The 15,978-nt window shown below is 47.1% G+C and carries 19 protein-coding genes; 7 read left to right on the top strand and 12 right to left on the bottom strand.

All coding sequences use genetic code 11. The features are described from left to right. Positions 1 to 3: 3 nt before the first annotated feature. Together AC5LIL_RS05155 and AC5LIL_RS05150 are read left to right on the top strand one after the other, a co-directional pair. Entirely contained in the window at positions 4 to 636 is a 633-nt protein-coding gene (locus AC5LIL_RS05155) for an acetoin utilization AcuB family protein (protein ID WP_012726747.1), read from the top strand. Further along, on the top strand, positions 633 to 1,802 hold the full coding sequence (locus tag AC5LIL_RS05150) for an acetoin utilization protein AcuC (RefSeq protein WP_499825140.1): 1,170 nt from the start codon (positions 633 to 635) through the stop codon (positions 1,800 to 1,802). Before AC5LIL_RS05155 ends, AC5LIL_RS05150 begins: the two co-directional genes overlap by 4 nt. 51 nt (positions 1,803 to 1,853) lie before the next feature. Here the strand turns inward: AC5LIL_RS05150 and ccpA are convergent, their stop codons facing one another. The 4 genes from ccpA to AC5LIL_RS05130 all read right to left on the bottom strand — a co-directional run bounded on the left by ccpA (position 1,854) and on the right by AC5LIL_RS05130 (position 5,306). Further along, positions 1,854 to 2,867, bottom strand: coding sequence for a catabolite control protein A (gene ccpA, locus AC5LIL_RS05145; RefSeq protein WP_214746416.1), 1,014 nt, complete (start codon positions 2,865 to 2,867; stop codon positions 1,854 to 1,856). Positions 2,868 to 2,994: 127 nt separating this feature from the next. Continuing rightward, positions 2,995 to 4,086, bottom strand: coding sequence for a bifunctional 3-deoxy-7-phosphoheptulonate synthase/chorismate mutase (locus AC5LIL_RS05140; RefSeq protein ID WP_214741397.1), 1,092 nt, complete (start codon positions 4,084 to 4,086; stop codon positions 2,995 to 2,997). A 133-nt stretch (positions 4,087 to 4,219) separates the two neighbouring features. Continuing rightward, positions 4,220 to 4,768 (bottom strand): YtxH domain-containing protein, encoded by a 549-nt coding sequence (locus AC5LIL_RS05135; protein ID WP_427372562.1) that lies wholly within the window; start codon positions 4,766 to 4,768, stop codon positions 4,220 to 4,222. A 25-nt stretch (positions 4,769 to 4,793) separates the two neighbouring features. Further along, positions 4,794 to 5,306 carry a DUF948 domain-containing protein gene (locus tag AC5LIL_RS05130; RefSeq protein WP_499825138.1) on the bottom strand — a complete coding sequence of 171 codons (513 nt, stop codon included), beginning with the start codon at positions 5,304 to 5,306 and terminating at the stop codon, positions 4,794 to 4,796. 169 nt (positions 5,307 to 5,475) lie between these two features. Here AC5LIL_RS05130 and AC5LIL_RS05125 point away from each other — a divergent pair, with 169 nt between their 5' ends. Beyond that, positions 5,476 to 6,588: an aminopeptidase gene (locus tag AC5LIL_RS05125; protein WP_214746407.1), complete on the top strand. Its 1,113-nt coding sequence runs from the start codon at positions 5,476 to 5,478 to the stop codon at positions 6,586 to 6,588. A 41-nt stretch (positions 6,589 to 6,629) separates the two neighbouring features. On the opposite strand, the gene AC5LIL_RS05120 is transcribed toward AC5LIL_RS05125, so the two are convergent. From AC5LIL_RS05120 to AC5LIL_RS05095, 6 genes are all read right to left on the bottom strand, one after another. Further along, the gene (locus AC5LIL_RS05120; RefSeq protein WP_214693309.1) at positions 6,630 to 7,082 is read right to left on the bottom strand and encodes a Dps family protein; all 453 of its coding nucleotides are present in this window, start codon (positions 7,080 to 7,082) and stop codon (positions 6,630 to 6,632) included. Between the two features lie 97 nt (positions 7,083 to 7,179). Then, complete coding sequence (gene murC, locus AC5LIL_RS05115; protein ID WP_214693311.1) at positions 7,180 to 8,487, bottom strand: UDP-N-acetylmuramate--L-alanine ligase; 1,308 nt, start codon at positions 8,485 to 8,487, stop codon at positions 7,180 to 7,182. Positions 8,488 to 8,572: 85 nt separating this feature from the next. Continuing rightward, the gene (locus tag AC5LIL_RS05110; protein ID WP_499825135.1) at positions 8,573 to 9,280 is read right to left on the bottom strand and encodes a hypothetical protein; all 708 of its coding nucleotides are present in this window, start codon (positions 9,278 to 9,280) and stop codon (positions 8,573 to 8,575) included. A 54-nt stretch (positions 9,281 to 9,334) separates the two neighbouring features. Further along, positions 9,335 to 9,949 (bottom strand): YtpR family tRNA-binding protein, encoded by a 615-nt coding sequence (ytpR, locus tag AC5LIL_RS05105; protein WP_499825134.1) that lies wholly within the window; start codon positions 9,947 to 9,949, stop codon positions 9,335 to 9,337. A 54-nt stretch (positions 9,950 to 10,003) separates the two neighbouring features. Then, positions 10,004 to 10,798, bottom strand: a complete 795-nt coding sequence (locus AC5LIL_RS05100; RefSeq protein WP_214693323.1) for a DUF1444 family protein — start codon at positions 10,796 to 10,798, stop codon at positions 10,004 to 10,006. A gap of 6 nt (positions 10,799 to 10,804) precedes the next feature. Continuing rightward, a complete protein-coding gene (locus AC5LIL_RS05095) occupies positions 10,805 to 11,116 on the bottom strand; it encodes a thioredoxin family protein (protein WP_074033461.1) in 312 nt (103 codons plus the stop codon). 116 nt (positions 11,117 to 11,232) lie between these two features. Between AC5LIL_RS05095 and AC5LIL_RS05090 the strand changes: the two genes are divergently transcribed. Next, entirely contained in the window at positions 11,233 to 11,565 is a 333-nt protein-coding gene (locus AC5LIL_RS05090; RefSeq protein WP_214693325.1) for a hypothetical protein, read from the top strand. A gap of 39 nt (positions 11,566 to 11,604) precedes the next feature. Here the strand turns inward: AC5LIL_RS05090 and AC5LIL_RS05085 are convergent, their stop codons facing one another. Then, a complete protein-coding gene (locus tag AC5LIL_RS05085; RefSeq protein ID WP_499825132.1) occupies positions 11,605 to 12,621 on the bottom strand; it encodes a PTS sugar transporter subunit IIC in 1,017 nt (338 codons plus the stop codon). Between the two features lie 152 nt (positions 12,622 to 12,773). Then, complete coding sequence (locus AC5LIL_RS05080) at positions 12,774 to 13,847, bottom strand: M42 family metallopeptidase (protein ID WP_214782140.1); 1,074 nt, start codon at positions 13,845 to 13,847, stop codon at positions 12,774 to 12,776. A gap of 138 nt (positions 13,848 to 13,985) precedes the next feature. Here AC5LIL_RS05080 and AC5LIL_RS05075 point away from each other — a divergent pair, with 138 nt between their 5' ends. From AC5LIL_RS05075 to dhaL, 3 genes are all read left to right on the top strand, one after another. Continuing rightward, positions 13,986 to 14,288 (top strand): PepSY domain-containing protein, encoded by a 303-nt coding sequence (locus AC5LIL_RS05075; RefSeq protein ID WP_012726763.1) that lies wholly within the window; start codon positions 13,986 to 13,988, stop codon positions 14,286 to 14,288. Positions 14,289 to 14,390: 102 nt separating this feature from the next. Continuing rightward, positions 14,391 to 15,368, top strand: a complete 978-nt coding sequence (gene dhaK / locus AC5LIL_RS05070; RefSeq protein WP_214746387.1) for a dihydroxyacetone kinase subunit DhaK — start codon at positions 14,391 to 14,393, stop codon at positions 15,366 to 15,368. A gap of 19 nt (positions 15,369 to 15,387) precedes the next feature. Continuing rightward, positions 15,388 to 15,978 carry a dihydroxyacetone kinase subunit DhaL gene (dhaL, locus tag AC5LIL_RS05065; protein WP_499825131.1) on the top strand — a complete coding sequence of 197 codons (591 nt, stop codon included), beginning with the start codon at positions 15,388 to 15,390 and terminating at the stop codon, positions 15,976 to 15,978.

The following is a 15,978-nucleotide window of genomic DNA, read 5'->3' as shown; positions in this document are numbered from 1 at the left end:
TTCATGCTAATCGAACAGATGATGAATCGACATGTCGTGACGATTCAACCGACCAATACGATTGCTCATGCCGCCAAATTGATGCGCGAGCATCGTGTCCGACATTTGATTGTGACTAATCCGGCCCGCCAAGTCGTCGGGATTGTCGGACAATTCGAGATGAGTGGTGCGACGAGCGTCTTTCATCCCGAAAGTGAAAATGCAGACTTTCAAAACCCTGTATCGAGCATCATGCGATCCGAGGTACCGACAGCACATCCTTTCGACTTTTTTGAAGATGCTGCTGCTTTGTTTTATGAAAACCGGCTAACCTGTCTCCCCATCGTCGAACAAGGGAAACTCGTCGGTGTATTAACTGAGACCGATTTATTACGATATTTCGTACAATTGACCGGCGCACTCGAACCAAGTTCGCAAATTGAGATCCTCGTCGAAAATACGACCGGTACACTCGAAAAAGTAACCCGACTCCTCGCCAAAACGAACGTCAATATCATCAACGTCTTCGTTCATCCGACGAGCGATCCGTATAAGCGCATCATCTCGTTCCGCGTCCAGACGATGAACCCGCTCCGAATCATCGAACGGTTGAAACGCGAAGGCTATGATGTCCTCGGTCCGGAGATGTCGCGATGAGACCGATTTACATATTTGGCGAAGACGAGACGTCTTATCGCTTTCATGAGGATCATCCGTTCAATCCGCTACGACTTGAATTGACGACATCGCTTTTGATTGCAGCCGGAAAACTTTCCAAATCGGAATGTGTGTCTCCTCCACTCGCCTCGGTTGAAGAGTTAGCGCTCGTTCACGATCTCGATTATATCGAAGCCGTCCAAGCTGCGGCTACAGGAGAACTTTCTACGCTGAAAGCGAATAAGTTTGGTCTCGGTACGGAAGACACACCTATCTTTCCGACGATACATGAGGGGGCCGCTCGCCTTGTCGGTGGGACGATTCATGCGCTCGACTTGGTCGCGAGCGGGAAAGCGGAGCGCGCTTTCCATGTCGGTGGCGGTTTACATCATGGCATGCGACGCAAGGCATCCGGATTTTGTGTATACAATGATGCAGCCGTCGCGATTGCTCATGTCAGGAAACAATACGGGTCGCGCGTCCTTTATGTGGATACCGATGCGCATCATGGAGACGGCGTTCAATGGCTCTTCTATGACGATGATGACGTGATGACACTGTCGATTCATGAGACGGGACGCTATTTGTTCCCCGGCACCGGAATGGTGACAGAACGAGGGAACGGCAAAGGATACGGCTACAGTTGGAATGTACCGGTCGATGCGTTCACGCAAGATGATTCTTTCTTGACGTGCTATGAGACTGTCTTGCGCGAGGCGTGCGAATGGTTTAAACCCGATATCATCTTGACCCAAAACGGTGCAGACGCCCATGTCTTTGATCCGCTCACCCATCTGGCATCAACGATACGGACGTTTGAACAAATCCCACAGATTGCCTCACGCCTGGCTGATGAATATACAGATGGCCGTCTCGTCGCCCTTGGTGGCGGTGGGTATGACTGGTATCGTGCCGTGCCACGCGCTTGGGCTCAAGTATGGGCAGGGTTGACGAGAGAAGCGCCCTATTCTGGGGATATCCCGCAAGAGTGGATTGAGCAATGGTCAAGTATCGCTGGTCAACCGTTGCCTACTCAGTGGGACGACTCTCTTTATGCGTTTGACCATATCCCACGACGTCAACAAATCGAAGAAAAAAATTGGGAAGTCACGAAACGAGCCTTTTGGCCGTTTATCTCAAATGATCGAAAGTCAATTTACCTATAAAAATAAGCCTCCCCATCCCTCACATGATGTGACGGATGGGGAGGCTTTTCATTAGTCTTGACGAAGCGAATCACGACGCTCGATCCGGTGAGGAAGCACGACGTTTTTCTCTTCGATTTCTTCTGCGTTCAAGATCTTTGTCAAAAGACGCATCGCGACGGCTCCGATATCGTACATCGGTTGAACGACAGTCGTCAACTTCGGACGAATCATCGTCGCGAGACGCGTGTTATCGTGACCGACGACTTCAAAGTCGTTCGGAACCGAGAAGCCGGCATCTTGAATGGCATGGATGACACCGAGGGCCATCTCATCAGTCCCAGCAAAGATTGCTTTCGGGCAATCGTCTCGCTGCAACATTTTTTGCATCGCTTCAAGACCTGATGCGTATGTGTAATTCCCAAGAATCATATCGTTGTCGTGGAATGGAAGACCTGCATCTTCAAGGGCGCGACGGTATCCTGCGAATTTCTTCTCGCCATTGATCTGTTGCTCGAGCGGCCCAGTGATGAACCCAACACGGTCATGTCCGTGGTTGATCAACATCTGAGTCGCGTCATATGCTGCTTGCTCATAATCGATGTTGACGGCCGGGAGGTCATATCCTTGGTTCAACGTCGCTGCGAGAACGATTGGAACCGGTGATTTTTTGAACTCTTCGACGAGATCTTCATGCAAGCGTCCACCCATGAAGATGATGCCGTCTACTTGTTTCCCTAATAGCGTATTCAATAAATGGACTTCTTTGTCACGACTTGAATCCGAGTTTCCAAGGATGATGTTGTATTTGTACATCGTCGCCACATCTTCAATGCCTCGTGCCAAATCGGCGAAGAAAATGTTTGAGATGTCCGGTACGATGACACCGACCGTCGTCGTTTTCTTACTTGCTAGTCCACGTGCGACGGCGTTCGGACGATAACCGAGACGGTCAATCGCATCTTGTACTTTCTTACGTGTCGTTGGTTTGACGTTCGGGTTTCCGTTGACGACACGAGAGACGGTTGCCATAGACACCCCGGCTTCTCGTGCGACATCGTAAATCGTTACGTTGTTACTATTCATAAACTACTCCTCCTACAAGTCATGATTTTCAAAAAGTTTTCATAAAACGTCTTAAAAAAGGAAGACAGGTATCTGTCATCCATTTACCCTGTCTTCATGCGATATAAAACGTTTCCATTTGGAAAGCTTACTTTTTCACCAAATCAAGTTGAGGAAACTGGACCGTTAGTCCTTCCACAAATTGATCGAATTGATCGAAATCCAATTGTTGTTGCGCATCCGATAATGCAATGGCAGGATTCGGGTGTACTTCGACCATGACACCGTCTGCCCCAATGGCAAGTGCCGCTTTCGCAGCCGGCAACAACAAGTCACGACGACCTGTCGAATGGGTGACATCTACCATAACCGGTAAATGCGTCTCTTGTTTCAAAATCGGCACCGCCGTGATATCTAACGTATTGCGTGTCGCACGCTCATACGTCCGAATCCCTCGTTCGCACAAGATGACTTGGCTGTTCCCACTCGCCATAATGTACTCTGCCGCATAAATGAACTCTTCGATTGTAGCGGATAATCCACGCTTCAACAAGACCGGTTTGTCTGTCTTACCGACTTCTTTCAACAAATCAAAGTTTTGCATATTCCGGGCACCAACTTGAATGATATCGACATATGGCAAGGCCGACTCGACTGCTCCTGGCGTCATGATCTCCGTGATGACGCGTAAATCATGACGGTCCGCTGCTGCCTTCAGCATTTTCAACCCTTCAAAACCTAAGCCTTGGAAGTCATACGGCGATGTACGTGGTTTGTATGCCCCGCCTCGCATCACTTTCACTCCAGACAAGGCGAGCTTCTCTGCGACCGCGTTCACTTGTTCGAACGATTCGACGGCACATGGCCCCGCAATCAGCTGCGGACGTCCATTCCCAATCGTCACGTCCTTCACATGGACCAACGTATCTTCCGGTTGACGTTTACGCGAAACGAGTAACGTCTTATCCCGGTCTTCGCCTTGCAGTTCAGCAGACGCTTTGAATACTTCTTTAAAAATATGTTGAAGACGTGACGTTTCGAACGGTCCTTGATTCGAAGCTGCGATGAAATCGAGCATCTCTCGTTCCCGGACCGGGTCGTATCGTTCGACGCCTTGAAGACGTTTGATTTTTCCAATTTCGACGGCAAGTGCACCACGCCGACTCAGCAAGTCGAGCATTTCATGGTTCAATTCATCCATTTCTCGACGTAATCGATTCAATTGATCTTGTGGACTCATTCGTTTCCCTCACATTCTTAAGCCGTTCTTTCCAGAAACCTAATTATATCGAACTTTGTGCGCTTTGTCATAAGGAAACCTTCTACGTCACAAAATCACCAAAAAAGGACCGAATGCGTTCGGTCCTTTTACATCATTCTTCTTTTTTAAGGTCTTTCTTCAAATCATTGAGTTCTTCTTTCGACTCATCATCGAGCATCTCATTAACAGGTGCTTCGAGTGTATCGTCCGACTCAGATTCAAGTGATGAGTCCGTCGTCTCTTCTTCAGCCGCGCGGTCCATCTGTTCTTTCACTTCGGATTCCGCTTCCGCGACGAGTTGATCCGCTTTCTCCATCGCTTCTTCGATTGAGAGGTCATCCTCGTCCATTTGTTGTTTCAATTCGGCCGCTTCACGCGCCTTATCTTTCACGATATTGAGGACCGGTGCCGCTTTATCGCTCGCCACTTTAATCCACTCGCCGACGACTGGCTCTGCCTTCTCACGCATTTCCTTCGATTTGACAGTCAATCGTTCACGCGATGTAGATGTCTTTTCGTCTAGGTATGTTCTTACTTCCCGTCCGCTTTTCGGTGATGTCAATAGTGCGACAGCCGCTCCGACGATCCCTCCAAGAATGACACCCGTCAAAAATCCACTACTTGATTGATTCTTGTCTGTTGGTTGTTTTTGGTCTGTCATGTGTGAGTTCCTCCCCGATGTATCGTTATTTGATCGTATCTTCCGTGTTAATCATGTCGGGCGATACAGGTGCTTCTTCTTTCTTTTCACGTCGCGTTCGACGACGTGGACGTTCTTTCGTAGTTGAAGATTCTGGTTTGTTTTTCTTGAACAATTCTACCGCGACCGATCCCCATCGAACCGCTTGAGCAATCTGTTCTTTGTTTTCATCCGCTGCCGAGTGGACAGAAGTTGAGACGGTTCGGACCGATTCGGTTACCTCGTTCAGTGATGTACCTAATTCGTCGAGTGCATGAGCAACAGGTGCGAGCAACTCTGTTTTTTCTTCCACGTTGTCAACGAGACGGTTCGTCTTATGTAAGAGCGCCGTCACTTCCATTGTGATTCCGTCGAGCTGGCGTTCTAAGTTTTCTGTCGTATTGGCGACGCTACCGAGTGTACGGTTTACATTCGATAAGACACGTGCCAAGAAGATGACGAGTACGACAAACGCGAGGGCCGCAATCAGGCCGGCGATGCCTCCTAATGTGATCTCCATTCAATCCATTCCTCCTATTCAATCGTTTCTTGTTTCATTATAGCACCATTATGACTGAAAAGATTTGCTACAATCGTTTTCGCCATTCGGTCTGATTATTCCTTTACCCGTTTTTATGTTTTCGATTACACTAAAATAGAAATTCATAAAAATAATTAGGGGTGGTCGTGTGAGAGATCCAAGAATTACACAATTAGCAGACGGTTTAATCAATTATTCCGTCAAGTTACAACCGGGGGAAAAAGTACTGATTGAGAATTTTGGCGTAGAGGAATCGCTCGTCGAGGCACTCGTCGAAAAAGCATATGAGGCCGGCGGACACCCATTCGTCTTGTTGAAAGAAAGCCGCATCTTACGCAAATTGTATACGGGAGCAAGTCGTGAGCAACTCGAACTCATGGCTGACATCGAACGGAAACAGATGCAGGCAATGGATGCGTACATCGGCTTACGTGCCGGTGATAACATTAACGAACTCTCTGATGTGCCGAGTGAGCAACAAAAACTCGTCGGTGCCACACTCGGTAAAATGCACACGGAAGACCGCGTCAAAGGGACGAAATGGGTCGTACTTCGTTACCCTTCTCCATCAATGGCACAATTGGCAGGTAAATCAACCGAAGCGTTCGAAGACTTCTACTTCAATGTATGTACACTCGACTACGGCAAAATGGACCGTGCAATGGACGGATTAGTCGAATTGATGAACAAGACGGACCGTGTCACATTGAAAGGACCAGGAACGGACCTCTCGTTCTCTATTAAAGATATTCCGGCAATCAAGTGCTCTGGTCAAATGAACATTCCAGACGGTGAAGTGTTTACGGCACCGGTAAAAGATTCGGTCAATGGCGTAATCACGTACAACACTCCATCTCCATACCAAGGATTCACGTTCGAGAATGTGAAGTTGACGTTCAAAGACGGCAAAATCGTGGACGCGACGGCCAATGATACAGAACGAATCAATGAAGTATTCAATACAGATGAAGGAGCTCGTTACGTCGGTGAGTTCGCAATCGGTGTGAACCCATACATTCAACATCCGATGAAAGATATCCTCTTCGATGAGAAAATTGACGGCAGCTTCCACTTCACGCCAGGTCAAGCGTATGACGATGCCTATAATGGCAATAATTCGTCAGTTCACTGGGACCTCGTCAACATCCAACGCCCGGATTATGGTGGTGGTGAGATCTGGTTCGATGATGTCCTCATTCGTAAAGACGGACGTTTCGTCATCGATGCGTTGCTTCCACTCAATCCCGAAAACTTGAAATAATATAAAATGGTGCGCCTGTCGAAGGCGCACCATTTTTGTGGTTACAATTTTGTTTTTTTACCGAGTGCGGCAGACATCATCCAAATTTCTTTTTCGAGTCGCTCGATATGAGAGACGAACGTATCTTCAATCGCTTCATCCCCGTCTTCAAAGTTTTCCATCGCATCTTGCATCTCTTGGCGAATTTGTTTGAAGTCGTTGATGATATCTTTAATCATCTGATCCGTTTCCGCATGACGATCACCTTCTGTCAGCGTCGAGTGCTCCAAATACTCTTTCATCGTCGCAAACGGTTCACCGTCATTCATAAGAAGTCTTTCCGCTACGTCATCGTAGAGTTCCGCCACTAAGTTATAGAGCTCTTCGAGTTTCTCATGATACGTAAAGAAGTGAGGACCGCTAATGTACCAATGATAATTATGCAGTTTCACAAACAGTAACCCATAGTTTGCGACTTCCTTGTTTAACGTATTGAGTGCACCTTGACTAGCCATTCCAAACATCTCCTTTGTCATATTCATCGATACTACTATTACCGAGATTTTGGTTGGCTAAACATAAAAAAGGAGAGACATTCGTCCCTCCCCCGTCTTATGCTTCAAGTTTTACGATTTCTTCATATTCACGTTGATACGTTTGGATGTCACCTGCACCCATGAACAACAGTACTGCCTTGTCATGATTGCGTAAGACGCTCGTACCACCACGTTTCAAAATATGCGCACCGTCGATGCGTGATTGAAGGTCCTCGATTGTGACAGTCCCTTCTTGTTCACGGGCTGAACCGAAGATATCACAAAGATAGACCGTATCTGCTTCAGCCAATGCTGTTGCAAAGTCATCCATGAATGATTTAAGACGTGTGTACGTATGTGGTTGGAAAATCGCAACGACTTCCCGTTCTCCATACTTCTTCCGAGCTGCTTCGACCGTTGCACTAATCTCACGTGGGTGGTGTGCGTAATCGTCAACGAGTATTTGATTGTTAAGCGTTGATTCACTAAAACGACGCTTCACCCCGTTGAATGATGCAAGACGCTCTTTCACCAACTCTTTCGGTAAGTTCTCGTAATCACACGTAGCGATGACAGCAAGTGCGTTCAACACGCTATGGTCGCCGTATCCAGGAATGCGGAACGTTCCGTAGAAATCATCACGTAAAAAGACATCGAACGTCGTTCCGTTCTCTGTCGACGTAACGTTTTCTGCACGGAAGTCGTTATGCGTCCCAAACCCGTAATAAACGAGTGGAACGTTCGCTTGAATGTGCTGAAGGTTCTCATCATCACCACAGGCAATGATTCCTTTCTTCACTTGTTTCGCCATCTCCTGGAATGCATCGATGACATCGTCTAAACCAGAGAAGTAATCCGAATGGTCAAAGTCGATATTTGTCATGATGGCATAGTCTGGACGGTAATATAAGAAGTGACGCTTATATTCGCAAGCCTCGAAGACAAAGTTCTTCGAATCGGCAACACCTTCACCTGTTCCATCACCAATCAAGAATGATGTCGGTTCGATTCCACGCATGACGTGGGCAAGCAAACCTGTAGTCGATGTTTTACCGTGTGACCCTGTGATGGCGACACTTGTGTAATGATTCGCGAGCTCACCTAAAAACTCGTAGTACTTATAAATCGTCAATCCGAGTTCACGCGCGCGTACGATTTCTGGATGATCGTCGCTGAACGCGTTTCCTTGTACGACGATTTGATCTTCAGAAATATTTTCAGGGTCGAATGGCAAAATTTCAATCCCTTTTCGTTTCAATGCTTCTTCTGTAAAAAATGCTTTTTCAACGTCCGATCCACGGACCTCATTATTCATATCAAATAAAATTTGAGCTAAAGGACTCATGCCCGTTCCTTTAATTCCGACGAAGTGATAACGGTTCATCTGTAAATAGCCCCCCTAATTCATTGCGGCTCGTCAAAATGCGACAAACCTTTGTCATTATAGCAAAACTCACTGAGTCGTGCTATTACAGATTATTGTTTTTTTGTGCAAGTCGTCGGCTACGGTACATCGCCATGCGATCTTTTGGCGTCATCATCACATTTACAGGCGGTTGGTCGGCTTTAAACGAAACTTGAACAGCCGGTGTTAATTCGGTGTCAGCCGGTAATTCTTCTTGTTCAGATGATGTTTGTAATTTTTCTGCAATCTGCTCAATCGACTCTCCGATTTGTTCCGCAGAACCGTCGGAGTCTAAACTTTCTTCTGGCGCTGCACTTTGATGAACTTCCTCGACCTCTTCTTTTTTCGAACGGGATAAATCCGTCGATTGCATAAAGACGGACGAGAAACCGTTATCTAAAATCGAAACCTGACCGAGAATCGATTTTTCTTCTTCGGTTGTTTCCCCGGAAATGTCTTCAACATGTTCTGCGTCTATTTCAGGACTTATCGTATTAGTGGTCTCTTCATCTTGAAGTGACTCTTCTGGCAGAACCACTTCAGATGCTGTGCTCATTTCGACCGGTTCTCTCGTTTCAGGAGAATGCTCGACCGGTAGAACAATCTTCGGTTTTGGACGGGCATATCCGTAAATCGGTGAAGGAACATCAGTCGGAATGAATTCATCGGTGATATCTACCTTCGGAGGTGGTGAGACCGGCTGTCCTTCTCTCGACAGCTCTCGTTTGATTCGATCTGCTTGTTGTTTCAATGAACGTTCATATGCATCCATACTTGATTCCTCGCTTTTTCACTCAATCCATATTTAACAAAAAACCGGTCGAGTTTAGCGACCGATTTCAAATGCTGTACCTACTTCATATTCGTTATCTAATACTAAAATCCCTTTTTCTTGCGGGGCATTCGGAAGATTTAATTCACGCGCCGAGCAAATCATTCCATGTGAGCTCTCTCCGCGAAGTGCGGATGGTCGAATAATCAAACCGGTCGGCATGACCGCTCCTGGTTTGGCTACGACTACCTTTTGGCCAGTCGCGACGTTTGGTGCGCCACATACGATTTGCACAGTGCCTTGGTCGATTTGAACTTGGCAAACGGATAACTTATCCGCATCCGGATGTTTTTCCGCACTTTCCACATAACCGACGACAAACTTCGGTGTCACATCTACCCATGAGAAGTCTTCGTCAATTCCATGTTCCTTCAAGACAGCTTGTACCTGTTCAACCAATTCCGTCGTCAAATCAACCGGACCGTTCCAACCTGTGACTTCAAAATGCTCACTTGCTTGAAACACATTATATCCGTTAACGGCTCCGTCTTCAGATTTGACGATGGCAACGTCACCTGTTCGTTCTACAGATTGATGGTGACGTTCTCCCTCTTTCAATAACACCATGAGTACATCGCCGATTCCTTCTCGGTTATAAAACACATTCATTTGCATACGTTCCTACGTCCCTTCTTTCAAACTCATCTCACTTATTTTATCAGATTATGTGTTCGATGGCGGGGTCTTTTTTCCGACAATAAAAATCGGTTCAAGCTGCCCTGCCTCATAATGAAAGGCGAGTGCAGTCACTGGGACACGACCATTCGTAAAGAAGTCAAACATCAATTGTTGCATCGCATCATACCCTTGGTCGTTTCGGATATCGGCGATGATCATCACATCTTGATGCGGTACACCGACGAGCATATCCCCTTCGACTCGGCGCTCCATCATTCGAAGAAAATCATCGTTTAAAATGCGCGATGCCTCGTAGCCGTCTCGCGTCGATAAAAAGTAGAATGGGTTGCCGGCAACTTCATCTTGTTTCATCTCGGTCGGGAGTTTTTTGACGTTTTCCCGGGCGATGCGCTCAATCGTTTCAAGCGTCAAATCACCGGATACATGCTTCTCCTCGATTAAACGATAGCCGTTTCCGCGATCGAGCGCGTAAAAGATGGCGGTCTCCGCCGTATGCGGACTGAAAATTAGCGGTTCCCCACTTTTCGTCGTCTTTGCAAACGAGTTCGAACGAATGACCGGATAGATGGCATCTAATTTTCCAGCGAGTGAGATCTGATCATCTGCCTTCATTGCCGACTCGATATATTCGATGACTTCATCGACTGCCACTTTGCCCCGCGTTTTCGCTTTCGCGACGATTGGTGCGAGTCGAATATTCACACCAAAGCGATCAGCTTTCCGTTCGACGCGCAATACCTCATTCTCGCGGTCATAAGATGTGCGATAGTCCTCTTTGAAATTCGCTTCTAAATAACGTCTTAACTCATTCCGTTCCATATAGGGTCACCCTAATCCATTCAAAAATGCTTCGACCTGTTCCGGTGTCTTCCGTTCGCGACCGACATAGCGATCGATTTCCTTTCCATTTTCAAAGGCGACAAAGCTTGGGATACCAAAAATATCGAGCTCTTGCGCGAGTTCCATAAACTCATCACGGTCGACGTAATAAAACGTCCAGTCTTCAAATTTCTGTTCGATTTCAGGCATGAACGGGTCGAGGAAACGGCAATCTCCACACCATGTTGCCGAGAACATGAAAATACTTTTTGATTCTTTTGCTTCTGTATATTCTGCCATTGTTGATAGTTGTTTCATGATTAACCACTCCTGTTTGCTTTTTCCTCACTTATAATAGCATAAGTCCTGTCACACATTCTGCTCTGCTGTTTGTTATAATCAAAGCCGAAACTAGTTGAAACAGGTGAAACCATATGAAATTGACACGAGAAAAATTGAATCCTGAAATGAAACATCCGCTCGAACAGATGGTCGGTGTCTTTGGGATGCTCGCCATTTTGCGATATGGATATTTATTTATTGATACCGATAAAACGAGACTCGAGATCTTGATTTGGCTTGTTGTGGGCTTCGCCGTCATTTATGTCCTCGAAAAGTGGCTCAAGCAACTCGCCCGTCATTTACCGATTGTACGAAAACGATATTTGATCCCGATTTATGTGATCGTCCTTCTACTGTTCCTCATCAGCTTCCGTGTCCCTCGCGAAACGGTTGATTCTGTCAAAGTCTTATTCGGTATCGGATGACACGAAAAAGGCGCCGTTTGCTTCAAACGGCGCCTTTTTTTAATAGTCAATTTTCATATCGTTCGGCTGAATGCGTCCAGTCCTTCTCAATACAGCATAGACCGCATAACTTAACAGAGCAGGTCCAATGACTAGGAGGCCGAGGACAATGATAAATGTGTACCAACTAAAGCCCATCGTTTCAAGCATGACAATCGGTCCGACGAGTCCACTCGTCCCCATCCCTGCCCCGGCTGCCACACTTTCTAATTCAAACAATAGAATCGCAATTGGTGCGAGGACAGCCCCAGCTAATGTAGGGGGTAAAAGAATCCACGGATTTTTCACGATATTCCCGACTTGGAGCATCGACGTACCGATTCCTTGCGCAATCGCTCCGCCGACTCCGTTATCGCGATAACTCGTAATCGCAAACCCAATCATTTGAGCTGCACATCCGACCGTCGCGGCACCAGCCGCAATACCATTCAACCCAAGCATCAAAGCGATGGCTGCACTCGAAATCGGCGCAGTCAGTGCCAATCCCATGAGTGTCGCTACGACGACTCCCATGAACAATGGTTGTTGCTCAGTACCCCACTCGATCCAACTACCGAGCTGCGTCATGAACATCCCAACATATTTTCCGATATATGTCGCTGTGAAGAAACCGACTGCGATTGTCGTAAATGGCGTCACCAAAATATCAAGTTTCGTCGATTTCGATACAAGTTTTGACACCTCAACGGCTAAAAGCGTGGCGACGTAACTACCGGCAGGTCCAAACTCATATCCGAACGTCCCGACAACGAGTGCAGAAAATAGAATAAGAGGCGGCGCCTCAAGGGCATAAGCAATCGCAATCCCGATGGCTGGACCCGTCAGGCTCATCGCCACGTCACCAATTTGAACGAGCGTCGTGCTTGTTCCCGCAAGTGCGGTCCCTTCAAGCTGACCACCAATCGTCTTCATAATCAAACCGATAATCAATGTACTGAACAACCCTAATGCCATATAACTAAGTGCCGTCACAAAATAAACAGACGGGCTAAGTGAGATTCCTTTTTTCTTGAACATATGAGATCCTCCTTACAATCATACAGATGTCTTTACACAAGTAAACAATATGTATAAACACCTCTATCAGTATAAGGCGTTTTCTTAAAATAGCAAGAACATCTACATAAAAAAACCGTCCACTCAAAAATATGAGTGAACGGCATGTACGTTTAGCGAGACGGACGGAGTGTTTCAAGCGTCGAACGGTCAAGTCGTTTGACCAACGCTTTTAGTAACGCTTTCGCCGCATCGTAGTCGTCTGTATGAAGAATCGAAGCATGTGTATGGATGTAGCGTGATGCGACACCGATGACGGCTGTCGGCACACCTTCGCCACTCATATGCACGCGTCCAGCATCCGTACCGCCTGGCGAGACGAAATACTGCGTCTTAATATTTTCATCAGAAGCTGTGTCGAGCAAGAAGTCACGCATTTCAGGCGACATAACCATAACCCGGTCTAAAATTCGAATCAAGGCACCTTCACCGAGTTGTCCAAACTCCGTTTTACTTCCAGATGCATCGTTCGCCGGTGAGGCATCGAGTACGAGTGCCACGTCTGGTTGAATCAATTCAGATGCCGTCTGCGCTCCACGTAATCCAACTTCTTCTTGTACGGTAGCACCCGAGAACAAGATGTTCGGGTGATCTGCTTTTGTCGTCTCTTCTAACAATTCGACAGCAAGACCGACACCGTAACGGTTATCCCATGCTTTCGCCATAATTTTTTTCGGGTGATGAAGTGGTGTAAAAGCGCTCGATGGTACTGCAGGAACACCAGGACGTACTCCCCATGATTCTGCTTCTTCTTTTGAATCGGCACCGATATCGATGAACATTTGTTTGATGTCCATCGGTTTACTCATCGCATCTGGTCCGAGTAAGTGAGGCGGTGTCGAAGCGACGACACCTGGGATTTTCCCGTTCGAAGTGATGATGTCAAAACGTTGTGCCATGAGCACTTGGCTCCACCATCCGCCGAGCGGTTGTATGTATAACATGCCATTCTCCGTGATGCGTGTCACCATGAAGGCAACCTCATCCATGTGACCGGCTACCATTACTTTAGGTCCCGCTTCGTCCCCGACACGTTTCCCAAAAATTGATCCGATGCCATCTGTGACGATTTCATCTGAGTGTGGTTCAATTCGTTCACGTACGAACTGACGAACTTCTGACTCGAACCCAGGAGCACCTGGTAGTTCTGTTAACGTCTTAAATAAATCTCTCGTCTTTTGATCCATCTTTTATCATCCCTTCCTAACCGTTCTTGTCTCATTATATACAAAAGTTTTGATAGGATGCGAATGCTTTTCATTCCATTCGGGTACAGGTTTTGGTACGATGTACATGATAGCCATAGTTCAAGGGGAGGTAGTCATATGAAAAAAAGGTATTGGTTTATTGGAATCGGGGTTGCCGTCATTGCCGCACTTATGACGAAAAAGGCTTTAGATGAACGTAGCTTATCTGCAGAAAACGCGTTGGAATACACAAAACGTGCTTTCTCAGCGAAAGGTCATGTCCAAGGGGCATGGATCTCTGCATCACCTGAGATTTATACGTATGACGGTCGTGAATACGATGTCTACAAAGGTGGAATCTCGGTTCTAGAGAATGACGAAGAAAAAACGTATGAGTTCACAGTCGACTCTGAGACTGGCGCTTTACTCGAATATGCATGACACGAAACCGACGAATGATTCGTCGGTTTTTTTGTTTAGTTGCAGCGAAAGAGTGGAAAATTGAAATTGGTAGTTTTCAATTTAAAAAAGGAGTGATCTCGCGTGAAAAAGCTAATCGGTGAGGCAAGTGAACTCGTATCGCAAATGGTAGAAGGAATGGTCCATGCCCATCCTGAACTGTACGGTCGTGTCGAAGGATTCAATGTCATCCGTCGGGCGAACGGTGCAAAATCCGGTAAGGTCGGGCTCGTCTCGGGTGGTGGTAGCGGACACGAACCGGCACACGCCGGTTATGTCGGAGACGGCATGCTCGATGCGGCAGTTTGCGGGGAAGTCTTTACATCCCCTACTCCGGACATGGTGCTTGAAGGAATCAAAGCAGCTGACGGTGGCAACGGTGTTTTGTTGATCGTCAAAAATTATTCGGGGGATGTCATGAACTTCGAACTCGCCGCCGAATTGGCTGAAGGAGACGGGATTAAAGTCGACCATGTTGTCGTCGCTGATGACGTCGCGATTTCAAACAAGGAAGACCGTCGTGGTGTTGCCGGTACCGTCTTCGTTCATAAAATCGCAGGTGCCGCTGCAGCAAGCGGTAAATCACTTGAGGAAGTTAAATCGATTGCGGAAAAAGTCGCATCACACGTCCGCTCAATGGGGATGGCGGTAGAGCCTTGCTACATGCCAGTGAGTGGAAAGCCTGGTTTTGACTTGAACGAGGAAGAGATGGAAATCGGGATTGGGATTCACGGGGAGCGCGGTGTCGAACGTAAACCAACGAGCGATGTCGACCAAATCGTTGATGACCTTCTCAGTCATTTGAAAAAAGAAGTTGAGCCTGGCGAAGTCGCCGTCATGGTAAATGGAATGGGTGGGACTCCATTGTCCGAACTATATGTGACGTATCATTTCGTCGCGCAAAAACTCGAAGCTGCTGGATATACGCTGAAACGTAAATATGTCGGTAACTACATGACGTCACTCGAGATGCACGGATTCTCGATTACCCTGTTACCGCTTGATGATGAGATGACCACTTATCTAGATGCTCCATCGGAAGCACTTGGATTTAAACTTTGATGAATGAGGTGTTTGATTTATGTTGACGATTGATCGGATGAAGCAAGCGTTACGCGACACACAAGTCGGAATTGAAGACCAAAAAGACACACTGACAGATTTAGACCGTGCCATCGGGGATGGAGATCACGGGATTAACATGTCTCGTGGTTTCGACGCGGTCACTTCCATTTTAGACGAGGAGTATGACTCTCTCGGTGCGCTCAGTAAAAAAGTAGGCATGACTCTGATGTCGAAAGTAGGCGGTGCGGCTGGTCCATTATATGGTTCTGCTTTCGTCAAGATGGCGACCAAGTTCGGGGATGCGACCGAAGCTGACTTTGATCTTCTCAAAGAAGCACTCCAAGAAGGTTCCGATTCGATTAAAGCACGTGGAAAGTCAGAAGTCGGTCAGAAAACGATGGTCGACGTTTGGGACCCGTTCCTCGAACATGTGAAACAAGGGGACGACTACAAACAACAATTAGACGAACTTGTGCAAAAAACGGAAGATATGGTGGCAACGAAAGGTCGAGCTTCCTACTTCGGTGAAAATTCGCGTGGGACGGTCGACCCGGGTGCCCTCTCCAGTTCGATTCTGTTAGCCGCGATTATGAAGGAGGTCGATTGA

The sequence above is a fragment of the Exiguobacterium sp. RM11 genome (genome assembly GCF_059821525.1).
Note: the sequence above shows the minus strand (reverse complement) of the source record. Positions and strands in the feature narration are given on the sequence as shown.